Origin of the sequence: Edaphobacter acidisoli (genome assembly GCF_014642855.1) — a bacterium.
Taxonomy (GTDB): Bacteria; Acidobacteriota; Terriglobia; order Terriglobales; family Acidobacteriaceae; genus Edaphobacter; species Edaphobacter acidisoli.
Window position 1 is genome coordinate 1,129,808 of record NZ_BMJB01000001.1, and the last position, 18,994, is coordinate 1,148,801.

Sequence of the window (18,994 nt, forward strand, 5' to 3'; positions counted from 1 at the left end):
GATACTTCTGCTACGTAGCGAAGTTACTTTTTGCTGCCGACATTACTGACATTACGGTGCCTGCTCCGTCGCCACAGATAAAGCACTCCGAGCAACGCGCCGCATAGAAGCATGAGCCACCGACTATGTTCCAGTGCAAGTTCCCACTCCTGCGCGTTGCCTCCGTAGTAGGCGGCTACGATGACGCGGCCCCATGAGAACCGAGACATCTCCATGTCTCGTACATCGGATATCCGACGAAGGGCATACACGTAGAGGCTGCGCTTGCGGATGTCTTCGCGTCTTGGGTCGAAGCCGCCGTTCGACACAATACGAATTTTGCGTGTCTGATGCGCCGGGATGGTCAGCTGCAGAGCCGAGGAACCCGCGTCGAGTTCGAAAACAGCGGATGCACCATCGACTGTCACATTAGCCTCAGGTGAGAGCCCTTCTGGAGCCTCTACATGGAACACAGCCCCGCTACCGCCTGAGTTGGAAAGATCTATCTCCGTGGAGAGCATGCGCACATCGTAGTCGCCGTCCATCCTCCGACGAATTGGATACGTGTGCCGTATAGTCTCACCCAGCCCAGCCCAGATGGTGTCAGGCTGCATCTGGTTAACCATGTCCGCAATCTGGTTGAACGCGCCTATGCCGCGCTCGAACAAGTCGTGGTGCGCGTAAAACAGGAGAGGGTTGCCAAGAAATATCTGAATGGCAATGTCAGTTCTGGGTATCGGCACCGCCGCTGAAGTGCGCAACATGCTGAGCAGCCCCGCATAGTTCGTTGTGTAAGGTCGTAGCAGGAATTCCGGATCGTCAGGAAAAGGCTCGCCAAGCGGCACATCGAGTGAGTTCACCGTACCCAAAAATCCATATGCACGTAACGCTCGGAAGGTATCCAACGGCGCTACCCCGTGAGGAAACACCATCACATGGTCGTAAGGAATATCGGTTAACCCATGGAACCGATCCATCCTCGCGACGCTCTGCCGTATCTCCCGTGCTTGTACATCGAGCGGGTTCACGGCGTAGCTATCAAATTCGCGGTGTATATGGTTGTCGCCATGAATGCAGATGGAGTAGCGATCGGGATGCGCACGAAACAATGCGACCACATCTGCCTTGCTACGGTTGTAGTTCCAGGGGATAAAAGCGATGGTTGTGTGGAAGTTGTGCCGGTCCATTTGATCAAGCAAGCCACGATAGTTCAGAGCGCCATAGGGATCAGTCAACCATGGATCGTCGATGGTGAAGTTAGCGTAATGCCCGTCAAGATGCCAACCGTACTCTCCGACGACGTGATTGAGAAAGAGTAGAAATGGCGCGAGCAATGAGAAACTCTTCTCCATTCCCGACGGCTTGCCCAGGAAGGAATCGTCAAACTGCCGCATGTGTGGGGCGAAATAGACCTCGCGCGATCCGATTTGTGCCCGTACAAGCAACGGTATGGAATCGCCGCCCGCCCATCTTGAAGAGATTACCGTTGCAGAGGAAACGGCTGCTCCTTCGAGCCTACATGTGGGAGATGCAACGGCTGCAAAGTTCATGCCGGTAAGCACACCGGCCAGGTTCTCAGCCTGTTCCACATGAACCGTGTCAGGTTCAGCGCGGTCAGACAAGGTAGCGCACTCGCTGACAGTGCCCGCCGACCACGCCTTCACCACATTCCCATTCCCTCGCGCTGTGACGGCGAAGATGAGCAACGGGGTACTGGCTCTGCCGTGCCGTTCAAGCGCTCCTCGAAGTACATTCATGTCAGATCCTGCGAGCGCATCCTCTGTGGCAAGAACCGCAAGCGTACCAGGAGCAGCTACCCGTTGGACGGCCTTAGACACTGCATCCGGAGAACTGGTGTCCGCGGAGATCAGACCAACGCCATAAAAACTGGCAAGAGCTTGAATCTCCTGCTGCTCCAATTCATATGACTGGTTGCCGTGCAACAGAACAAGATCCTGACCATAACTCGAACTGGTGGAGCACACAAGAACGAAGACTCCGAACAGCGTTTCTAGAAAAAATGTGACGCTGAACCGTGCGATGCCGCACTTAAAATACCGTGGCGGATGTCCGCATCGCCCGTCTACATCCTTAAAAACGTTGGAATTGGGAATCATACGAGTCATTTAAGTACATCGGTTAAGCATGTTCTACCGGCCGCAGGTAGAACTGCGCCGTGTCACCCTGTTCCCGCCGATTTAGCGACGCAGCAGATCTGCGCATGGCCCGGACCTGTGCGGGTGATGGTCGCACCGCTTGCGACAAAGGAATATCGTGGCGGTACGACTCGCTGGCCCAGAACTGAAACTCATTGGAGTCGAAGACCACGTTCTCAACACGAAATCCGCTCTTGGCGGCAAGCATCTCAAAGCTCTTCCGACTATGCAGAAAAAGGTGGCGTGGAGCGTCAAGCTGAGACCAGTCAGTACTATAGTTCTGCCAAGCCCAGCCGACGACCGGGATACATACGACGCAGACTCCTCCTGGCTTCACGCGCGCTCGTGCAATCTTAAGTGTGTCAATCGGCATATGTTCAAGCGAATGGCGAAACAAGACAACATCAAAGCTCTCCGTGACCTCGGCCAGCGTCTTGCGCTCCACCCGCAAACCGCAGCGGTCATAAACATCGGACGAGACAAACGGATCAATACCTCTCGCCTTGTAACCCAGCTCTCGCAGATCGGCCAGCAGTGATCCGCCGCCACAACCTACGTCGAGCAGCGTCTGCCTCTTGGTCAAATGTGCTCGCCGAATCGCATCAAGATCAGTCCTTCGCCTCCAGTTCACTAGAAACCCTGCCGGCGAAAGATAGAGGAAGTCTCGCAACGCACGCAGAAGGCTGACGGATCTAGTCTGAAGGCTATAGTAGTCGCTGGGGTAGTAGGCGCTCATATCTGCGGGCGGCGCAGAAAGCGACAGACATCCGCACTCAGCACACTCCCAGTAGGGAAAGACATCGCGTGTGCCTAGCATCATCTCACGCGCCTGATGCAGCGCACCGGCAGGATATCCACATACTGGGCATTGACACGGAGGAAGACCGCCCAGTGGATCTTGTCCACCGTGGTAAGAGGCCGTCTCCGAAGATGGTTGGCCGGACATCATTTTCCATTCCCCTGTTCTGCCGCACGACAACGGTAATACTATGAAGCTCCTGTCATATCCGCAAAGCACAATGCTGACCTATCGCAGTTTCTCCACCACGAGGCGTGGATAAAATGGCCCTCTCCGGAATAGTGCTCGCCGCAGTCGCTCCACCACCTGGAGAGATTTGCCCAGGACTGCCGCGCCTAGCATCTGCTTTCTTGTGAAGCGTGCAATCCGCAACTCGCGCTGTTCGCGCCGTAATTCGCGCGACGCAAGCCGGCGCAGATGGGCAAAAGGTGGCCTGGCCGCCACCGAGGCTGCCATGCCTTCACGAATCCTCACCAGGTCTTCGCGCATCCGAATTTCCTCGCGCATGGCCTTCTCCGCCCAGCTTCCCTCACTGCCTGCGTGATACACCACCAGTTCGTCGCGCAAGATCGTCCATGGTCCTTCGAGAGCCAGACGGAAGGGTAGATCGTAGTCCTCGCCAAAACGCAATGTCTCGTCGAAGTACCCCACGCGCTCGAGTACCTCGCGGCGTACCGCCACGGCCTGATTGAACATCACAAACCGATTGAGCAACACCTCGGCAGGGTTCTTCCATATTCCGCTCGAGCACTTCGGCATCGTGTCACCAATGTCAAAAGTCGACGTGCGCCTGCCGCTGGGATACAGCACCGTGCAATTGCACAAAGATGCCGTCACCTCGGAGCCTGCATCGCATAGCGACTTAACTTGCCGGGCGATCTTGTCTGGCAGCCATAGGTCGTCGGAATCCAGCAACGCGATAATGTCGCCCCTCGCGACAGAGATACCGCGATTGCGCGCGATTGCCGGGCCGGCATTGGCTTGTGTCACTACTCGGATGCTATCTCCGTAGCTCCGCAGCACAGCCTGCGTGTTATCCGTAGACCCATCATCCACGAGAATAACTTCGATGTTGGGATAGGACTGGCCAAGCACGCTGTCGATCGATTCGCCAACGGTTCCGGCCCGGTTATATGTGGGGATGATGACACTGACCAGCGGGTCGGCTCGCATGGTCACCTCCAAGGCTGAAATAAACACAGAAGTGCGAAAGCTACGTTTCGCTAAAGATTGGCTGTAGCAATGATCCGGAGGGCAATTCCCTCGCCCTCCGGATTGGCTTTACGTCCAGGCTTGACGCACGACTAGGGTCCGTCTGCACACGATTAGTGGGCAGTGCCTCCCAGATTCAAAGGCGTACCAGGTTTCGCCGTCCCCGCATACTCATAAGCTCCAATATCGTATGCCGCCCCTTGCGGACGAGGCGTACCAAGCAAATCGTTTATCACCGTGGGACTAGTTGACACGCCTGCGTCCTTCGCGGCACTTGTGCTTTGTATGTTGAAGTTGCACCCGATGCACTGGGTCGTAGAGGTTCCCAGTGAGATAAAGTTCGGGTTCTTGTTGGTAATGTCGCCCGTGAACTGCGCTCCGCCGAAGTTGGCGGAAACTGCATAGTACAGGTTGTTCGCACCTGTTACCGTCGCCGATGAAGTGTCGTACACCGACGTATCAGTGCCTGCGCTGTAGAAGAGATTGTCTTTGAACGATGCGCTTCCTGAATTGTTGCGGAAACCCTCGGCGCCATCGATGCACGTGTTGTTGTAGAAGACGTTCGCACCGAGTTTTCCATCCTCAAATACCCAGCACCACGGCTGCACCGACCCGGCCACGCTCGGATGCCCCGAGCCATCGTCCCAGGGAGGATACGCGAACACATTGTTGGTCACGGTCCAATTGCTGACATCGCCGTTGCCCGCATTGTCCTGTACGATGACACCCTCGTGGTGGTTGAAACAGACATTGCGATCGACGATGACGTTCTTCGAGACTTCCGTGCCATCGCCAGTCGTGTTCCAGGTCTGAATACAGTCCATATGGCAGTCGTAGCCATCGCAGGAGTTGCTCGTGTTGCCGTGCATGTAATTGTGGCGATAGATGGTGCCCACGCCCCAGCTATCAACGTAATCGTGGTCGCTGCCCGGCTCGTCGCCTTGCAGCGCGTAAAACTCATTGTCCGAGAAGGTGCAGTTCGAGCACGCACCATAAAATCCGTTGGATACGCCATGGACGTAATTGCGGCTGATGGTGAAGTTTGACGAGTAACCCGAGGACGATACCGACCCAACGCCGGCGATGTAAAATCCTCCTCCACACGACGTGCAACCATTGCCATCGACTTCAATGTTGGTGTAAGAGTTGCCGATCAGTCCTGAGTTCGACCCAATTCCGCCGTTGCCATTGGACTCAAGGTGAAAGCAATCGACGGCAACATAGCTGGCATTCACCTGAAAGCTTCCCACAATGATGACGGAAGAGTTTGGCCGCGTGCCTGTTGGCGAGTTGACATCGGAGATCGCAGTCGTGGGACAACCGGAACCATCCTGTCCGCGCACCGTGATCAGCGCACTCGCCGTTCCCGCGTTGGACATCGTGATGCTCTCCGTATAGGTGCCTGCGCCGACCTGCACGATCGACCCCGGAGTCGTCGCCACAGAAACACCGCGACCGATCGTGAGACAGGGAGCTGAGGCGGACGTGCAATTGCTTGAGTCGTTCCCCGACTTAGCTACGTAGTAAGTCGTGGCGTTGAGCGGAACCGTGGCGAGCATAAAGGACGCCGCCAATAACATAGCAATCAATAGCTTCATAAACGATCTCCTGCCCGGCCGATCAGCGGATGCTACATGGTGTTCGGCAAGCACGGTAGGCTTCCGCGAGAGCGCTGTCATGCGTTCTCCTGACTTCCGGGGCCACTGTCAAAAATGCGAGTATTGCCTGCAAAATCAAGCCCGGAACCTGTTGCGGCCCCGAGTGTCCGATTTGCCAGCGCAAGGCTCCACCTTGCGATATTGCTCCATTTTTTGAAGGCCCTCTTCACAGCATCTCGACGGATAAACCGGTTAGGGATGGCAGAAAAAGGAAAGACGACCACCAGAACAACCATACGGACCGTTGCACTCAAAAAAAGCGCGATCCGATACAGCCTGGCGTAGGGATTTCCCCGAGAACGCCTAAGAAATTTGAACACAGAATCGCGCATAAGGATATCGGAAAAGCCGTCTTCCTTCTTTTTCGTGCTTTGCCCTCCAAAATGAATAACTTGCGCGTCACCGACATACTGCACATTCATTCCTGCATTCCGGACGCGATAACACAAATCCACCTCTTCCGCGTACATGAAGTAGTCCCGGTGGAATCCGCCACCCTGCTCAAAGGCCTTTCGTTTCAGCATTATGCAGGCTCCAGAAACAACATCGACCTCGTAAACCCCGCGCCCCTCGTTCGTATAGAGAGCCCGAATACCAAACAGCGGCAGCCTAGGCCAATGACACTTCAGCCAGTCGAACGCCAGCAACTGATTCAGGATCGTAGGAAAGGACTGCACGCAACTCGTTTGCAGCGTGCCGTCCCCATTCAGAAGCCTGCACCCCACAGCGCCAACTTCCTCCTGCGCATCGAGCACAGCCATCATTCGACTTAGAGCATTTTCTGTCACCAGCGTGTCGGGATTGAGAAACAGCAGGTCTCTGCCTCTCGCTTGCGCAGCTCCAACGTTATTCGCCGCTCCAAAGCCTATGTTCCGCTCGAGGACAATGAGCTTCACGTCTGGAAACCGCACCCGAAGCTCATGACATCCCCGCTCAGGAGAGTCGTTGTCAACCACGATGATCTCGTAGTCCACATCATGTGTGGTTGCCTCAATGGAGGCGATGCAGTTCTTCAGAAACTCCAGAGAGTTCCAGTTCACGATGATGATTGAAAGGTCTGCCATGTCTGAAATCTGCCGAGCAGATGTGTTCAGCGTGCCACTATTTCCATATCGTCGAGCGGAACGTAAGGCGCCGGAGCTGCTGCTGCTTGATGTAGCGGATAAGTTTTTTGTCATCCACCTGCGGAACGCGCCTAAACAGCGCCAGTAGATAACCGCAAAGCAGGCCGGCAGAGCCGGTAACCAGCGGCTTCTGAGCTATTCGCTTCACGCACTTCATCGCCATGAACAATGGATGGTATCCCGAGATGTAGTTCCATTCACCCTTCTTGACAGCGTTCTGCCAGGATCCGTTGGCGGCCCCGGTATAGCGGTAGTGAGCTACCTGCAGGCCGGGAAAGCTGCGCGTGCTCCATCCCTTCATGTTCGCTTTAACCTCGTCCAGTGTGTCCCATCCAGCCCCACGCTCCACGCCTCCAATATCATCCCAGCAGGCACGGCGATAAATCTTCGTTGCCCCACGCACATGGAAGCGCGGATTCTCCTCGACCCGCCATTCCCCATCGATAAAGTTACAGATGTCACCTCCGCCGATGCCGAGCTTTGGGTCTCGCTCGAACTCCTGGAAGCAACGTTCGAAATAGTCCGGCTGCAGACCGACATCGCCATCGAGCTTTACCAGAAAGTCCCACTCCACATTTGCAAGCGTTGCATAGCCTTCATAAAAGGCAATGATCTCCTTGGCCTCGCGTGCTCGGCGTCCACGTTCCTGTTGACCCTCGTGCGTGGCCCCCGACACATCTCGTTTCTGACTATGCAGGTGCACCGCAACAATCCACCTATACTCCGACGCCCAGCGATCTGCGATCTTTGGCGTGCTATCTGTAGATCCGTCATTCACCAAAATCCATCGAAGCGGCTTGACCGTCTGCCGCGCCATATCTCGGATGGTCGTTTCCAGGTACTCAGCCTCGTTGCGCACGGGACTGATGACGATATATTGAACCATCCGGCCCGGCTTGTTCGTATGCATGTCGCAATACCTACCCTTCGTGCCTCGCACGGCTGCGCATCCTTTGCATCGGCGAGCGCATCATGTTCCACAGCTCTGTTCCGACGCACCGTTTGAACGCAAGCTTCATCCATCGTCCAGACCGTACCACGGCTGGATCCAACTCGCGCGCAAACTCGGAGAGTTGCCGAGAAAGATCAAGTTCGCCAGCGTTGAAGGCCGAACTGGCAAAGCCCACCGTCTCTCTCGCTAGCAGTTCAATCAGCCTGCGATGCATATGCCCGGCATCTGGCAGAATGTCGCTGCATGTGTCCAGAAAGCAATCGGCAGCCGCCTTTCTCTGTTGCAAATCGGGCAGATACTGACTCGCATAATAACGAGCTGACATGTTGGCAGCGTGCAACCTATAGACCGCCTGATACTGGTCAAGTATGCCGACATCACCGTGAGCAGCCAGCCGTAGCCACATCTCCATGTCGCCGGAGTGAGGTAATTCCACGCGGTAGCCGCCAAGCCGCTTTTGCAACGATGTCCGCACCACGGCCGTCGGTGTCGGCACTATATTTTTCGCCCCACTCACCCTGATGAACTCCGACCCCGACAGCACACGCCAGCCGTCTCCAGATGACGGAACCAGGTTGGCAGCCTCACCTTCCATCCGCGTAATCGCCTGTCCGAACGACAATCCCATGGCGGGATGTGCGTCCATCAGCCGTGCACTGCGTCCCAGGGCACCGGGAAGTAGATAATCGTCCGCTGACAGAAGAATGTAGTAGTCCGCTTCAACCCATTCGATCCCTTCGTTGTAGGTGGTGATATGCCCCTTGTTGACCGCGTGATGAATGCAGGAAACCCTTCTATTCTCCCGACTCAGTGCCTCGCCCACCTCGCCACTGTTATCGGGAGAAGCATCATCAATAATCAGCGCGCGAACCTCAACCTCTGTCTGCGCAAGCACGCTCTCGATGCACTCCCGCAAAAAGTGTCCATAGCGATAACAAGGCACGATCACATCGACAGAACTCATGCCTGAGCTCTCCACTCGACCAATAACTGGTTCTTCACCGATAGCGATGTTCGATGTAGCTAGAGTCATATCCCTTGCCTAAAAGATTGCCGGCGCCATCCGTAACAACACAAATATCTTTCGCACGCGGACTGGAACGCTCCCCGCCGGAACCAAGTGCAGTAGAGCGCGCACAGAATAGATTCCACTGAGTATCGCTGCCGCGACACCGGCGACCGACGCCCACATAAAAGGCAGCAGGTGAAATCCTGCAAACACCACGCCCACGATCGTGAGGAACAGCACACAGGCGCGTGCTGTACCTGTCGACCAGCGGAACCCGCTCAACCAGCTCACAACCGTGTAGATCATGACCGCGTGAAAGATGTAGGAGCCGAAGAATGCGATCCCAGCGCCATCGATGCCGAAATGCTCCAGACATATCCACGCTAATGCCAGACTGACGACCGTCCACGCCAACTCGCAGCTGAAGAAGATGACCTGGCGCGCTTTGGCGACGATGATGAAACCCATCGGCCAACTAATAACCTGGATCATCGTTCCTAGGCATATCCACCGTAGAATCCCTACTGCTGCGCCGAACTTCGAGCTGTAGAACAGAGCAATAATCAGTGGTGCAATCGTCAGGGTTGCAATGACTCCCGGACCTGCCAGCAGCACACCCACGTGGGCCTGCTCGTTCACGAGTCTATTGCACTCCGGATTGTTGTTCGCACTCGCCGTCAACCTGGGATAGAAATCAGCAGCCATCGCCTGCAGGATGACCCCCACATAAAGTCCGCCCAGTGTCCAGGCGGATTGGTAAAGCCCCGTGTCAGTGAGCCCATAACGGTGCAGGACCATGATGCGTACGGCGTACGCCGCTCCAATTGTCATCAAACCGCTGGACATAAAAGCGAAGCCCAGCTTCAGAAGCGCGCCTACTTCCTGCGTTACATACATCGCGGTCAGCGAGGGCTTTTCAATTTTGATCCTTCGGCTATACCACCACGAGGCCGCTGCCGCCATCACCGCTACGGCAATCAACGCAGGCACTACACCACGATCGCGGAAGAAATACACCAGCACAATACCAGCGATCGTTCCAAACAGAGGCCCCAGAACGCTCATCTTCGCCAGATCCGCAATGCGCCTCATTCCTTGAATCAGCGCACCCTGTCCAGCCGACACCAGAGTAAAGAATACGGCGACGGACAATAAAGCGACCTCGGGGGCATGTTCCGCGGAACCAAACGTCAACCGCGCCACAGGCCGTTGAAATACAATCAGCAGCACTGCACCCAGTAGACCCAGTAGCACGGATACCCGCCGCAACACAATCGTGGTCTGCGCCACCCTAACACTGTTGCCTGTTCCGGACGCCTCTGCAATCTGACGCACTCCACTGCTATTGACTCCCATGCCGGCGATTGTCTGGGTAAGGTTCGCAATCGACCCAAACAGACCAAACAGGCCGAATCCGGCTGGGCCAAGCAGGATCGCCATCGCTTTGGTCCGCACCATACCTATGACGATGTTGATTGCTGAAGATCCGCCCACCATTGCCGACGACTTCAGTATCTGGCCGTAACTTCCCTGTTTTTCCTCTTCCACCTGGCACAACTCAGCCTCAGTGCAAGGGGGAGCGAGATGCAAATCGGTTTCGCACGATACCGTAGTCATAAAAATTGTCTTTGTTCACTTCAGTCGTCGCTACTGCAGAAAAGCCTTAGCAGGCGCCCCGGCCCGAAAACATCGCCGCCGGGGTTTGCAGAAGGATTTTGATGTCCATCCACAGAGAGCGGATATTCGCGTACTGGATGTCCATGCGCACCATCTCATCGAAGGTCGTCCGTGATCTGCCCTTTACCTGCCAGAGTCCTGTAAGCCCTGGCTTCAGTTCAAGCACGCGCCTTCTATGCCATACACGGTATCGCTCATATTCGTATGGCAAAGGAGGCCGCGGCCCGACCAGCGACATATCATTCCTGAGCACGTTGAAGAACTGTGGCAGCTCGTCCAGACTCGTCCGGCGCAGAAACCGTCCTACTGGTGTCACGCGTGGGTCCTTGGTGATCTTGTACACTCCCTTTTCGTAGCTCGAATCCGTGCCTCCGGCAATCAGCTTTGCAATGTACTCACGATGGACCTGGGGATCATTGCCGGTAAGCATGGTGCGAAATTTGTAAAAATTAAACTCCTTGCCATACTGACCTACCCGTTTCTGGGAGAAGAACACAGGACCGCGCGAAGTCAGCTTCACCAGCAACGCAACGATCATAAACACTGGCAAAAACGCCATAATCCCCATCAGGCTCCCAGCAATGTCCATCGCACGCTTCAGTGTGCGCGCGCGGCGGTCGACACATCCTCCCCCGGAGATGTCTGGATACAAGAACACGTCAAACTCATCGGTAGGCAGTTCCGCAGCATCCTGCGGAAACACCCGAAAGGTCAGCTTAAGTCTGCAGATTCGGTCCGGGCTCGCCGCCCGTCCCACTGCATCAGAAACCTTCCGGATCAGCGTGCTTACCGTTGCTGAATCGGCGCAACCGATCTCCGTCATCAGAAGGCCCAGCGTCTGGCCGCTCTTGTACCAACCCAGAATGTCGGTCTCCCGCGTACAGGCTAAGATTGCATCCACAATCTCATGAATCAGGGAATTCCCTGCTTTCGGGTCGAGATCGGCGCCGCTCACCAGCGCGAGCATAAAGGACCTCGACGACCGTTCGCTTCGGCGGCGCTCGAATCGCAGCATTTGAAGAAAGGCGCTTTCATCAACCACTGCCGCCTTGTGCCGTACCTCTGCGACAACCATTGAGTCCTTTTGGCTGGTCGACTTTCTTATCCAAGGCAATGGAACAACTTTCTGAGTACCCATATAAAATCCTCAGTCCTTCATGCAATCTGATGTTTCAAGATGCTTTACCTCAGAACCCAACTCAAGCCCGATACATGCTAGCTACATCATGATCATGGCCATTCGCCATGTGCATCGGTCCCGCAGCATTTCCTCTGCGCCCTCTCTCGATAAGTCCACTGCCAACTGCTCTGCTCGCGACCGCCGACGATCCTAGTGGCTCCAGCAGACCAGCATCCACCTCTACTGCTACCGATTGATGAATCAACGAGACCGGAACGATCAGGCTTCGAGAGTCCTTGCGACGTGCGATCACTCCCTCAACCCCTTCGAGCAGGCCAGCTCGCACCCGGACCCGCTGTCCCACTTTCAAAAACGGCCCCACCTCCAGCCGAACACCGTGCTCAACACAGAGCCGCACTGACTCCAACTCGGCATCGTCGATCGATGCCGGCGCCCCATGGCTGGAGAGCATCCGTACTACACCGAATACCCTCAGCACCTTACCCCTTTCACCCAAATGAATCCTCGTGAACACATACCCCGGAAACAGCGGCGACTCGATGCGCACTATCCGGTCCTTCCATCTGCTTTCCGTCACCACCGTAGGCAGAAAGACCTCGATCGATTTGCTCCGAAGACCGTCTGCTACAGCTTTTTCATGACGCGGGCGGGTATAGACCGCGTACCACCGGGTCGCCACATCCGAAGGCAGCATAGGCAAAGGAGACAGGTTCGATACTGGATTCGCCAGACGATTCAACATTCCCCCTAAACCTTGCAGAATCAATATGGAGCGACTATTTTATGCAACGCTCCGCGCTTGTGACTCACAAAGTGTCACTGTGGAAAATCTGTCTCTGACCGACTGAAGGAGTTGCTCTCGTTCCGTCCACCGCAACCGATGAATGATTCGTAATCGGTCAAGGAAGCCTTCCATTCAAGCCAGATGCTCACTTACACGAGTCATTTGCAATTTAACTGCCAGTTGCAAGCCATTCCCGATGCCAGTCTTCACCGCGACAAGCGTTTCTAAACCCACGCTCTACCCCAACCTGCCGCCCGCGCCCACCCCACCGGACCTCAGATCGTATCAACTATATGAAACAACCTGCACAACGTGTCCCCATCTCTTGCCAACTCGCGCGTTTCGATCGGCTAGGGCAATACCTGATACCTACCCACCATCCCGCCCTTGAAGTGCTCGTTCACATGGCAATGGAGCAGCCATATTCCTGCATTGTCAGGAACCATGTCCGCTACCGCCATCGACATAGGTTCTAGTGGGACGGAGTCTACGCGCATTTCATTCCACAGCGCCGTGTTGCCATGCCAATGCGCCATATGCACATCATCCTCGTTGCTGTTAGAGAGCAAGTACCAGCGCACATGCTCGCCCCGTCTCATCGTCATCATGGGTAGGTTGCCCTCAATGTATCCATTGATCGAATACAGCATGTTCTGCTCGCGAACCACTGGGTCGTCCGACTTCACGCGAATCGGTGTTGACTTCCCATTCGAATTGCCGTGAAAGAACCAGCTATCTGTCTCATCGAAAATTGCAAAGTCGAGAACAAACTCCCTGTCTACATCCTTTGGCGATCCGTCCGGACGCGCCATGCCTCGCCTGGTCACGATAATGGGTCCGATAAGTCCCGTATTCATATCAGATGACTCGACAAAGTGCGAGTGATACATCCAAATTACGGAGCTGCCATCCATTGGTCCAGGGCCGCTACGCTCAGGCACCGCCCAGATGTAGGTATAGGTATGCCCTGGTGCTACCAGGTCGTCTGCCTTCGCCGCCCCTGTCGTCCCGTCTTCATACATCGCCCCCTCCGCATCCTTCTTGTACTCCAGACCGTGCGCATGCATGGTAAGCGACAGATGGGTATTGTTGTGGAAGACGACCCGCACTGTATCGCCCACCTCAGCGCGGATTAGCGGCCCCAGAATGCCCAGATACGCTAGTTGCTGCGGCCGCGTCTTCAACGTTTTGAATGTCGCATCGGTGTACTCGCGATAGATTGCCTTGTGATAGACGCGATGTTGTGTTCCCGTCAAGCTCTCATCGTCTCCGGTCTCCCTACGCGGCACGCCGGCCAGATGCCGACCATTCGGTGTATAGTCCCAGTCCACCTCGTCGGCCGCAATATAGTATGTGCGGATAACACCATGTTTTTGGGGAACACCGGCCGGCTGCGCAGGCACCTCCGCATGTTTCCCGTTCATGGAAGCCGTTCCTTCGCTCGTCTGCGCGGAGCCAGCAATCGCCGCAAACACTAGAAATCCAGCCAACACCACTCTTTTGTAATTCCGCCGATCAAGCACTTCCCTGTCACCTCTCCCAGGGAATGTGCGACGATCATCCCCGCACCATTACATAGCAGGTTGGCTTCCACCACAATCTATTTGCAAATCCCAGGCATCTTGTCCCGGCATGCAACCAGACGGCACCAATCTTTGCAGCATTTTGCAAACTATGCACATATTTCGTGCTATCGGGGCCCTATTCCCGTGAAACACCACTTCTTCAGGCTCAACCGCACAGACCCAGACGAAATTCATCTGCAGGTGTTCGCTGAAAACTCTTCTCTTTCGGAAGGAATGGCAACTCACATGCCCGAGATTCCAGAAGACCGATGTTCGATATCAAGCACAGTGCGCCGGCAGAATCTCTTCTGGGAACGTCACCGGCAATCCTTCGCGTCGGTGAGCAGTTGAGGAGAGCTGCCCAGACGGATGTTCCCGTCCTTATCACAGGTGAAAGCGGCACCGGCAAAGAACTGTCCGCTAAAGCTGTGCATAACCTTAGCGCACGCCGATACGGCAGATTTCTTAAAATCAACTGCCCCTCCGTTCCGCACGAGATATTCGAGGACAAACTTTTTGGTGCTGACACGGTGGAAGATAACCCTGAGATACCACCTACGGAGGATCGCCTTCGACCCCACCGTGACACGTTATTCCTCGACGAGATCGCGGAACTCGATCTTCCCTTGCAATCCCGTCTGCTGCGCGCGGTTAACGGCTTCCCTCCTGCACGGTTTGGCACTCCGGATGGCCCTCCGGCAGAGGTCCGTCTGGTCTGTGCGACCAGCCACAATCTCGAAGAGGCAGTCGCAGCAGGAAGATTCAGAATCGATCTCTTCCATCGCATAGACGTTCTACATATCGACATGCCTGCCTTGCGGGACCGCATCTCGGACATACCCATCCTGGTGGAACACTTCATCAAGACATATGCCGAACAATTCTCCAGAACACCCGCACCTTTACGTGGACCCTTTATCAATCTGCTGCAGTGTTACCACTGGCCGGGCAATATCCGCGAATTGGAAAACATGGCCAAACGATATGTGCTGCTTGGTGGAGAAGAGCACCTCATCCCAGTGCTCCGTGGCGCCGAGGCCGTTCGCGCAGCATCGCCCTCCACCGTTGATCTCGACACGCCCCTGCGTGTTCAGACCAAGCGCGCAGTTCAACACCTGGAACGCAATGTAATCTTGAGCGCGCTGCAAACCTACTCATGGAACCGCACCAAGACGGCTCTTGCGCTTGGCATTAGTTATCGTGCGCTGCTGCACAAGATCAAGGAAGTTGGACTGCCCTCAGTACGCTCCACCAAACCTCCGCTGGAGCAATGCTCCATACAGGGTCAGGGAAAGGTCGGTGCCCCGTAGGTTTTTTGGAAACAGACATGCTTAACCATAAGCGACACTTCCAGACTGCACGAAGTGTCCTGATTCAGGGATGGAAGTACGAGACATTTTCATCCAGACCGCCCTGAAACTGTGGCTATGCAAGCAATTGTCAACATGTTTGCACTCGAATGGTGCAACTTTGAATTTAGCCCGTACGCAGATGATTGGAGGACTTGTGATTAACTTTGGCGTCATTGGTTATGGCTATTGGGGACCGAACCTGGTTCGCAACCTGTTCGAAGTAGCGGAGACGCAGCTCATCGCAGTGAGCGACATGCGAGAAGATCGATTGCAGCAGGTTGTAAGCCGCTATCCCTCAGTTGAAATAACGACAGACTATCGTCATCTGCTCGAAAACCCGAATATCGACGCAATCGCCATTGCGACGCCTGTCTCGACCCACTATGAACTCGCGCTCCAGGCACTCGAGCACGGCAAGCATGTCATCGTTGAAAAGCCGATGACCTCAACCTCCGAACAAGCCTCCCACCTGATCGAAGAGGCTCGCCGCCGCAAACTCACTCTGCTGGTCGACCATACCTTCGTCTATACCGGAGCCGTGCGCAAGATTAAGGAGATTGTCTCGTCGGGAGAACTGGGCGACGTCCTCTACTACGATTCCACACGCATCAACCTTGGCTTGTTTCAGCGTGATGTCGATGTCATCTGGGACCTGGCGGTCCACGACCTCGCGATCATGGACTATATCCTGCCCTCATCCCCATGCGCCGTCGCAGCGACCGGGATCAACCACCTCTTCGGAGGTGTCGAAAACCTCGCCTATCTCACTATGTTCTTCGACGAAAATGTCATCGCTCACGTCAACGTCAACTGGCTTTCTCCTGTGAAGGTACGCCGCACTCTGGTCGGCGGAAGCAAGCAGATGGTCGTGTACGACGATATGGAGCCCAGTGAAAAAATCAAAGTATACGACAAGGGTGTCACAGTGAACGGGTCGCGCGATTCTGTGTACAAAGCGCTGGTCGGCTACCGCTCCGGCGACATGTACGCTCCGCATCTGGATGTATCTGAGGCCCTGAAGGTTGAGATACAGCACTTCGTCGAGTGCATCCGCACCGGCGCCGAGCCAATTACCGGAGGCCAAGCCGGACTCCGTGTAGTGCGCATTCTTGAGAGCGCTTCCCGGTCAATGAAGCACCGTGGCCGGTTGGTCGATCTCAGGCCGCCGGTTCCTGTACCCGGCTCCCTGCTACCCCATACTCTCAACCCTGCGCTCAATCCTGTCCTAACCGTTGGAGTTGCATGATGTCAGTACCAGCCCACCTCGACTCTGAGGCCAAAGAAGACCTGCAGGCGCCTTCCCGTGTTCCGGATTTCTGCCGCATTGCTCCGGACGTGACGCTTGGCGCAAACGTGACCTTCTTCGCATTCGTCAATCTCTACGGCTGCTCCATTGGCGACAACAGCCGCATCGGCGCCTTCGTCGAAGTTCAAAAAAATGCCTCCATTGGACGCAATGTCAAAGTCTCCAGTCATACATTTATCTGCGAAGGCGTGAGGATAGAAGACGACGTCTTCATCGGTCACAATGTTTCTTTCATCAACGACAAATATCCCCGCGCCACCAGCGACGGCGGTGGCCTTCAAACAGAAGACGACTGGACGGTTATCTCCACGGTAGTCAAGCGGGGAGCCTCGATCGGCACCGGTTCCACCATTCTGTGCGGAATCACTGTAGGAGAATCAGCCATCGTTGGTGCGGGCAGCGTCGTCACCCGTGACGTCCCCCCGAACACGATCGTCGCGGGAAACCCCGCCCGTGTGCTGAGAACGATTGTGAACGCGCCGGAGGAGAAATGAAGGTTCCCTTTGTCGATTTGAAGTCCCTCCACAACGAGATCAAAGAAGAACTCGGCGAAGTCTTCGTCCGAGTCCTAGACAACTCGACCTTTGTCCTCGGACCGGAGGTGCAGCAATTTGAACAGGAGTTCGCCGCATATACCGGCACTGCGCACTGCATCGCAGTCAATACAGGCACTGCCGCACTTCATCTTGTGCTGGCTGCGATGGGCATCGGTCCTGGCGACGAGGTCATCACTGTTCCCCACACCTTCATCGCCACCGCTGAGGCGATCACCGCAGTAGGTGCACGACCTGTCTTCGTCGACATTAATCCGGTCTCCTTTACCATGGACGCTACGCTTCTCGAATCGGCCATCACGACTCGCACTCGCGCTATCATCCCCGTTGACCTCTACGGCCAGGTTGCGGACATGGATCCCATCCTAGAAGTCGCCGAACGCCGCGGAATCCCCGTCGTAGAAGACGCCTGTCAGGCGCATGGAGCCGAGTACAAAGGCCGAAAGGCTGGCTCTTTCGGCATCGCCGGCTGCTTCAGCTTCTATCCCGGGAAGAACCTCGGCGCATGTGGCGAAGGCGGTGCAGTCACCACTAACGACTCGAAACTCGCCGCATCGATCCGCATGTGGCGCGACCACGGATCATCCAAACGCTACGAGCACGTCTTCCCTGGGCTCAACATGCGGATGGAAGGACTTCAGGGAGGCATTCTCTCCGTCAAGCTCAAACATCTTGACCGGTGGAACGACCAGCGTCGTCACGCCGCCACGGCCTATAACCATGCACTGGCTGGCTCCGGGATCACCACTCCCACAGAGATGCCATACGGTCGCCACGTCTACCATCTCTATGTTGTCCAATCCGAGAACCGAGATGCTCTGCGCCAGCAGTTGACCGACGCAGGCATAGAATCCGGCCTGCACTATCCCATACCCCTCCATCTGCAACAAGCCTACCGCTCGCTCGGCTATAAGAAAGGCGACTTCCCTATAACAGAGCGGACGAAGAACCGCATCCTCTCGCTACCGATGTATCCGGGCATCCAGACTGAGGCAATCGAAAGAGTCGCAGCAGAACTCAAGGAGGGTTGCCTTGTCGTCTGATCAACAACCCACGGACGTCACTTGTGCTCGCATCGTCCCTGCTGTTTTTGGCGGCGCGCAAGTCATGAACGACCCTGCCTGGGAGTGGGACTTTGCCGCTCACTTGAAACAGACTCATTCGCCCGGAGAACTGCTCGCGCTTTATTCCAGATATCGCAGTGAAGAGGGCTCATTCGAGTCTCTGCTGCGTCGCATCATCTTTCGCGCCATGTGCCGCACTGCCGGACATGCGCTGCAGGTTGGCCCCGAAGTTGTCGTCAAACATCCCGAGACCATGGAACTGGGCGACGCGGTATTCATCGGTGCGCAGACAATGATCCAGGGCCGCTTCGATGGAACCTGTCGCATCGGCAGTCATGTCTGGATCGGTCCCCATGCCTATTTCGATGCCCGCAACCTCGTCCTGGAGGATTACGTAGGATGGGGTCCAGGAGCTAAAGTGCTCGGTTCCGCACATACTGGCGAACCGCTCGACGTACCTATCATCGCAACCGAACTCACAATTGAGCCTGTCGTAATCGGCTATGGCGCCGACATAGGTACCAACGCAACCATTCTGCCCGGCGTTCACGTCGGCGCTCACTCCATCGTCGGTGCCGGCGCAGTCGTTACGGCGGATGTCCCCGAGTACTCGGTAGTCGCGGGCGTGCCCGCCAGGATTATCCGGCACCGCAAGGAGTAAC

Annotated in this window: 16 protein-coding genes; 5 read left to right on the forward strand and 11 right to left on the reverse strand. The window is 55.7% G+C overall.

Annotation, left to right across the window (positions count from 1 at the left end; all coding sequences use genetic code 11):
* Window positions 1–23: 23 nt before the first annotated feature.
* The 11 genes from IEX36_RS04625 to IEX36_RS04675 form a co-directional block, all read right to left on the reverse strand.
* Window positions 24–1,736, reverse strand: a complete 1,713-nt coding sequence (locus tag IEX36_RS04625; protein WP_188758121.1) for a hypothetical protein — start codon at window positions 1,734–1,736, stop codon at window positions 24–26.
* A 382-nt stretch (window positions 1,737–2,118) separates the two neighbouring features.
* Window positions 2,119–2,955, reverse strand: a complete 837-nt coding sequence (locus IEX36_RS04630) for a class I SAM-dependent methyltransferase (RefSeq protein ID WP_188758122.1) — start codon at window positions 2,953–2,955, stop codon at window positions 2,119–2,121.
* 207 nt (window positions 2,956–3,162) lie between these two features.
* Window positions 3,163–4,107, reverse strand: a complete 945-nt coding sequence (locus IEX36_RS04635) for a glycosyltransferase family 2 protein (protein ID WP_188758123.1) — start codon at window positions 4,105–4,107, stop codon at window positions 3,163–3,165.
* A 152-nt stretch (window positions 4,108–4,259) separates the two neighbouring features.
* Window positions 4,260–5,744 (reverse strand): choice-of-anchor Q domain-containing protein, encoded by a 1,485-nt coding sequence (locus IEX36_RS04640; protein ID WP_188758124.1) that lies wholly within the window; start codon window positions 5,742–5,744, stop codon window positions 4,260–4,262.
* Between the two features lie 77 nt (window positions 5,745–5,821).
* Entirely contained in the window at window positions 5,822–6,868 is a 1,047-nt protein-coding gene (locus IEX36_RS04645) for a glycosyltransferase family 2 protein (RefSeq protein WP_188758125.1), read from the reverse strand.
* Between the two features lie 37 nt (window positions 6,869–6,905).
* Window positions 6,906–7,838, reverse strand: a complete 933-nt coding sequence (locus IEX36_RS04650; RefSeq protein ID WP_229668709.1) for a glycosyltransferase family A protein — start codon at window positions 7,836–7,838, stop codon at window positions 6,906–6,908.
* Between the two features lie 10 nt (window positions 7,839–7,848).
* Complete coding sequence (locus IEX36_RS04655; protein ID WP_188758126.1) at window positions 7,849–8,844, reverse strand: glycosyltransferase family 2 protein; 996 nt, start codon at window positions 8,842–8,844, stop codon at window positions 7,849–7,851.
* Between the two features lie 78 nt (window positions 8,845–8,922).
* On the reverse strand, window positions 8,923–10,437 hold the full coding sequence (locus IEX36_RS04660; RefSeq protein ID WP_229668710.1) for an O-antigen translocase: 1,515 nt from the start codon (window positions 10,435–10,437) through the stop codon (window positions 8,923–8,925).
* 115 nt (window positions 10,438–10,552) lie between these two features.
* Window positions 10,553–11,533 carry a sugar transferase gene (locus IEX36_RS04665; RefSeq protein WP_229668711.1) on the reverse strand — a complete coding sequence of 327 codons (981 nt, stop codon included), beginning with the start codon at window positions 11,531–11,533 and terminating at the stop codon, window positions 10,553–10,555.
* A gap of 232 nt (window positions 11,534–11,765) precedes the next feature.
* Window positions 11,766–12,449, reverse strand: coding sequence for a UpxY family transcription antiterminator (locus tag IEX36_RS04670; RefSeq protein WP_188758128.1), 684 nt, complete (start codon window positions 12,447–12,449; stop codon window positions 11,766–11,768).
* 392 nt (window positions 12,450–12,841) lie between these two features.
* Window positions 12,842–13,981: a multicopper oxidase domain-containing protein gene (locus IEX36_RS04675; protein ID WP_229668712.1), complete on the reverse strand. Its 1,140-nt coding sequence runs from the start codon at window positions 13,979–13,981 to the stop codon at window positions 12,842–12,844.
* Between the two features lie 344 nt (window positions 13,982–14,325).
* On the opposite strand from IEX36_RS04675, the gene IEX36_RS04680 reads away from it, so the two are divergent.
* From IEX36_RS04680 to IEX36_RS04700, 5 genes are all read left to right on the forward strand, one after another.
* Window positions 14,326–15,366 carry a sigma 54-interacting transcriptional regulator gene (locus tag IEX36_RS04680; protein WP_188758129.1) on the forward strand — a complete coding sequence of 347 codons (1,041 nt, stop codon included), beginning with the start codon at window positions 14,326–14,328 and terminating at the stop codon, window positions 15,364–15,366.
* A 160-nt stretch (window positions 15,367–15,526) separates the two neighbouring features.
* Entirely contained in the window at window positions 15,527–16,654 is a 1,128-nt protein-coding gene (locus IEX36_RS04685) for a Gfo/Idh/MocA family protein (protein WP_229668713.1), read from the forward strand.
* Window positions 16,654–17,208: an acyltransferase gene (locus IEX36_RS04690; protein WP_308422277.1), complete on the forward strand. Its 555-nt coding sequence runs from the start codon at window positions 16,654–16,656 to the stop codon at window positions 17,206–17,208. The genes IEX36_RS04685 and IEX36_RS04690 overlap by 1 nt, the downstream gene beginning before the upstream one ends.
* Window positions 17,205–18,311 carry a DegT/DnrJ/EryC1/StrS family aminotransferase gene (locus IEX36_RS04695; RefSeq protein ID WP_188758131.1) on the forward strand — a complete coding sequence of 369 codons (1,107 nt, stop codon included), beginning with the start codon at window positions 17,205–17,207 and terminating at the stop codon, window positions 18,309–18,311. The genes IEX36_RS04690 and IEX36_RS04695 overlap by 4 nt, the downstream gene beginning before the upstream one ends.
* A complete protein-coding gene (locus tag IEX36_RS04700) occupies window positions 18,301–18,993 on the forward strand; it encodes an acyltransferase (protein WP_229668714.1) in 693 nt (230 codons plus the stop codon). The genes IEX36_RS04695 and IEX36_RS04700 overlap by 11 nt, the downstream gene beginning before the upstream one ends.
* Window position 18,994 lies beyond the last annotated feature (1 nt).

Bases quoted from the DNA above. Each gene is read 5' to 3' on its own strand.
- IEX36_RS04635 (WP_188758123.1), bottom strand. From the start codon at position 4,107: ATGCGAGCCGACCCGCTGGTCAGTGTCATCATCCCCACATATAACCGG.
- IEX36_RS04680 (WP_188758129.1), top strand. From the start codon at position 14,326: ATGTTCGATATCAAGCACAGTGCGCCGGCAGAATCTCTTCTGGGAACG.
- IEX36_RS04630 (WP_188758122.1), bottom strand. From the start codon at position 2,955: ATGATGCTAGGCACACGCGATGTCTTTCCCTACTGGGAGTGTGCTGAG.
- IEX36_RS04640 (WP_188758124.1), bottom strand. From the start codon at position 5,744: ATGAAGCTATTGATTGCTATGTTATTGGCGGCGTCCTTTATGCTCGCC.
- IEX36_RS04650 (WP_229668709.1), bottom strand. From the start codon at position 7,838: ATGCATACGAACAAGCCGGGCCGGATGGTTCAATATATCGTCATCAGT.
- IEX36_RS04645 (WP_188758125.1), bottom strand. From the start codon at position 6,868: ATGGCAGACCTTTCAATCATCATCGTGAACTGGAACTCTCTGGAGTTT.
- IEX36_RS04655 (WP_188758126.1), bottom strand. From the start codon at position 8,844: ATGAGTTCTGTCGATGTGATCGTGCCTTGTTATCGCTATGGACACTTT.
- IEX36_RS04690 (WP_308422277.1), top strand. From the start codon at position 16,654: ATGTCAGTACCAGCCCACCTCGACTCTGAGGCCAAAGAAGACCTGCAG.
- IEX36_RS04695 (WP_188758131.1), top strand. From the start codon at position 17,205: ATGAAGGTTCCCTTTGTCGATTTGAAGTCCCTCCACAACGAGATCAAA.
- IEX36_RS04665 (WP_229668711.1), bottom strand. From the start codon at position 11,533: ATGCTCGCGCTGGTGAGCGGCGCCGATCTCGACCCGAAAGCAGGGAAT.
- IEX36_RS04625 (WP_188758121.1), bottom strand. From the start codon at position 1,736: ATGAATGTACTTCGAGGAGCGCTTGAACGGCACGGCAGAGCCAGTACC.
- IEX36_RS04670 (WP_188758128.1), bottom strand. From the start codon at position 12,449: ATGTTGAATCGTCTGGCGAATCCAGTATCGAACCTGTCTCCTTTGCCT.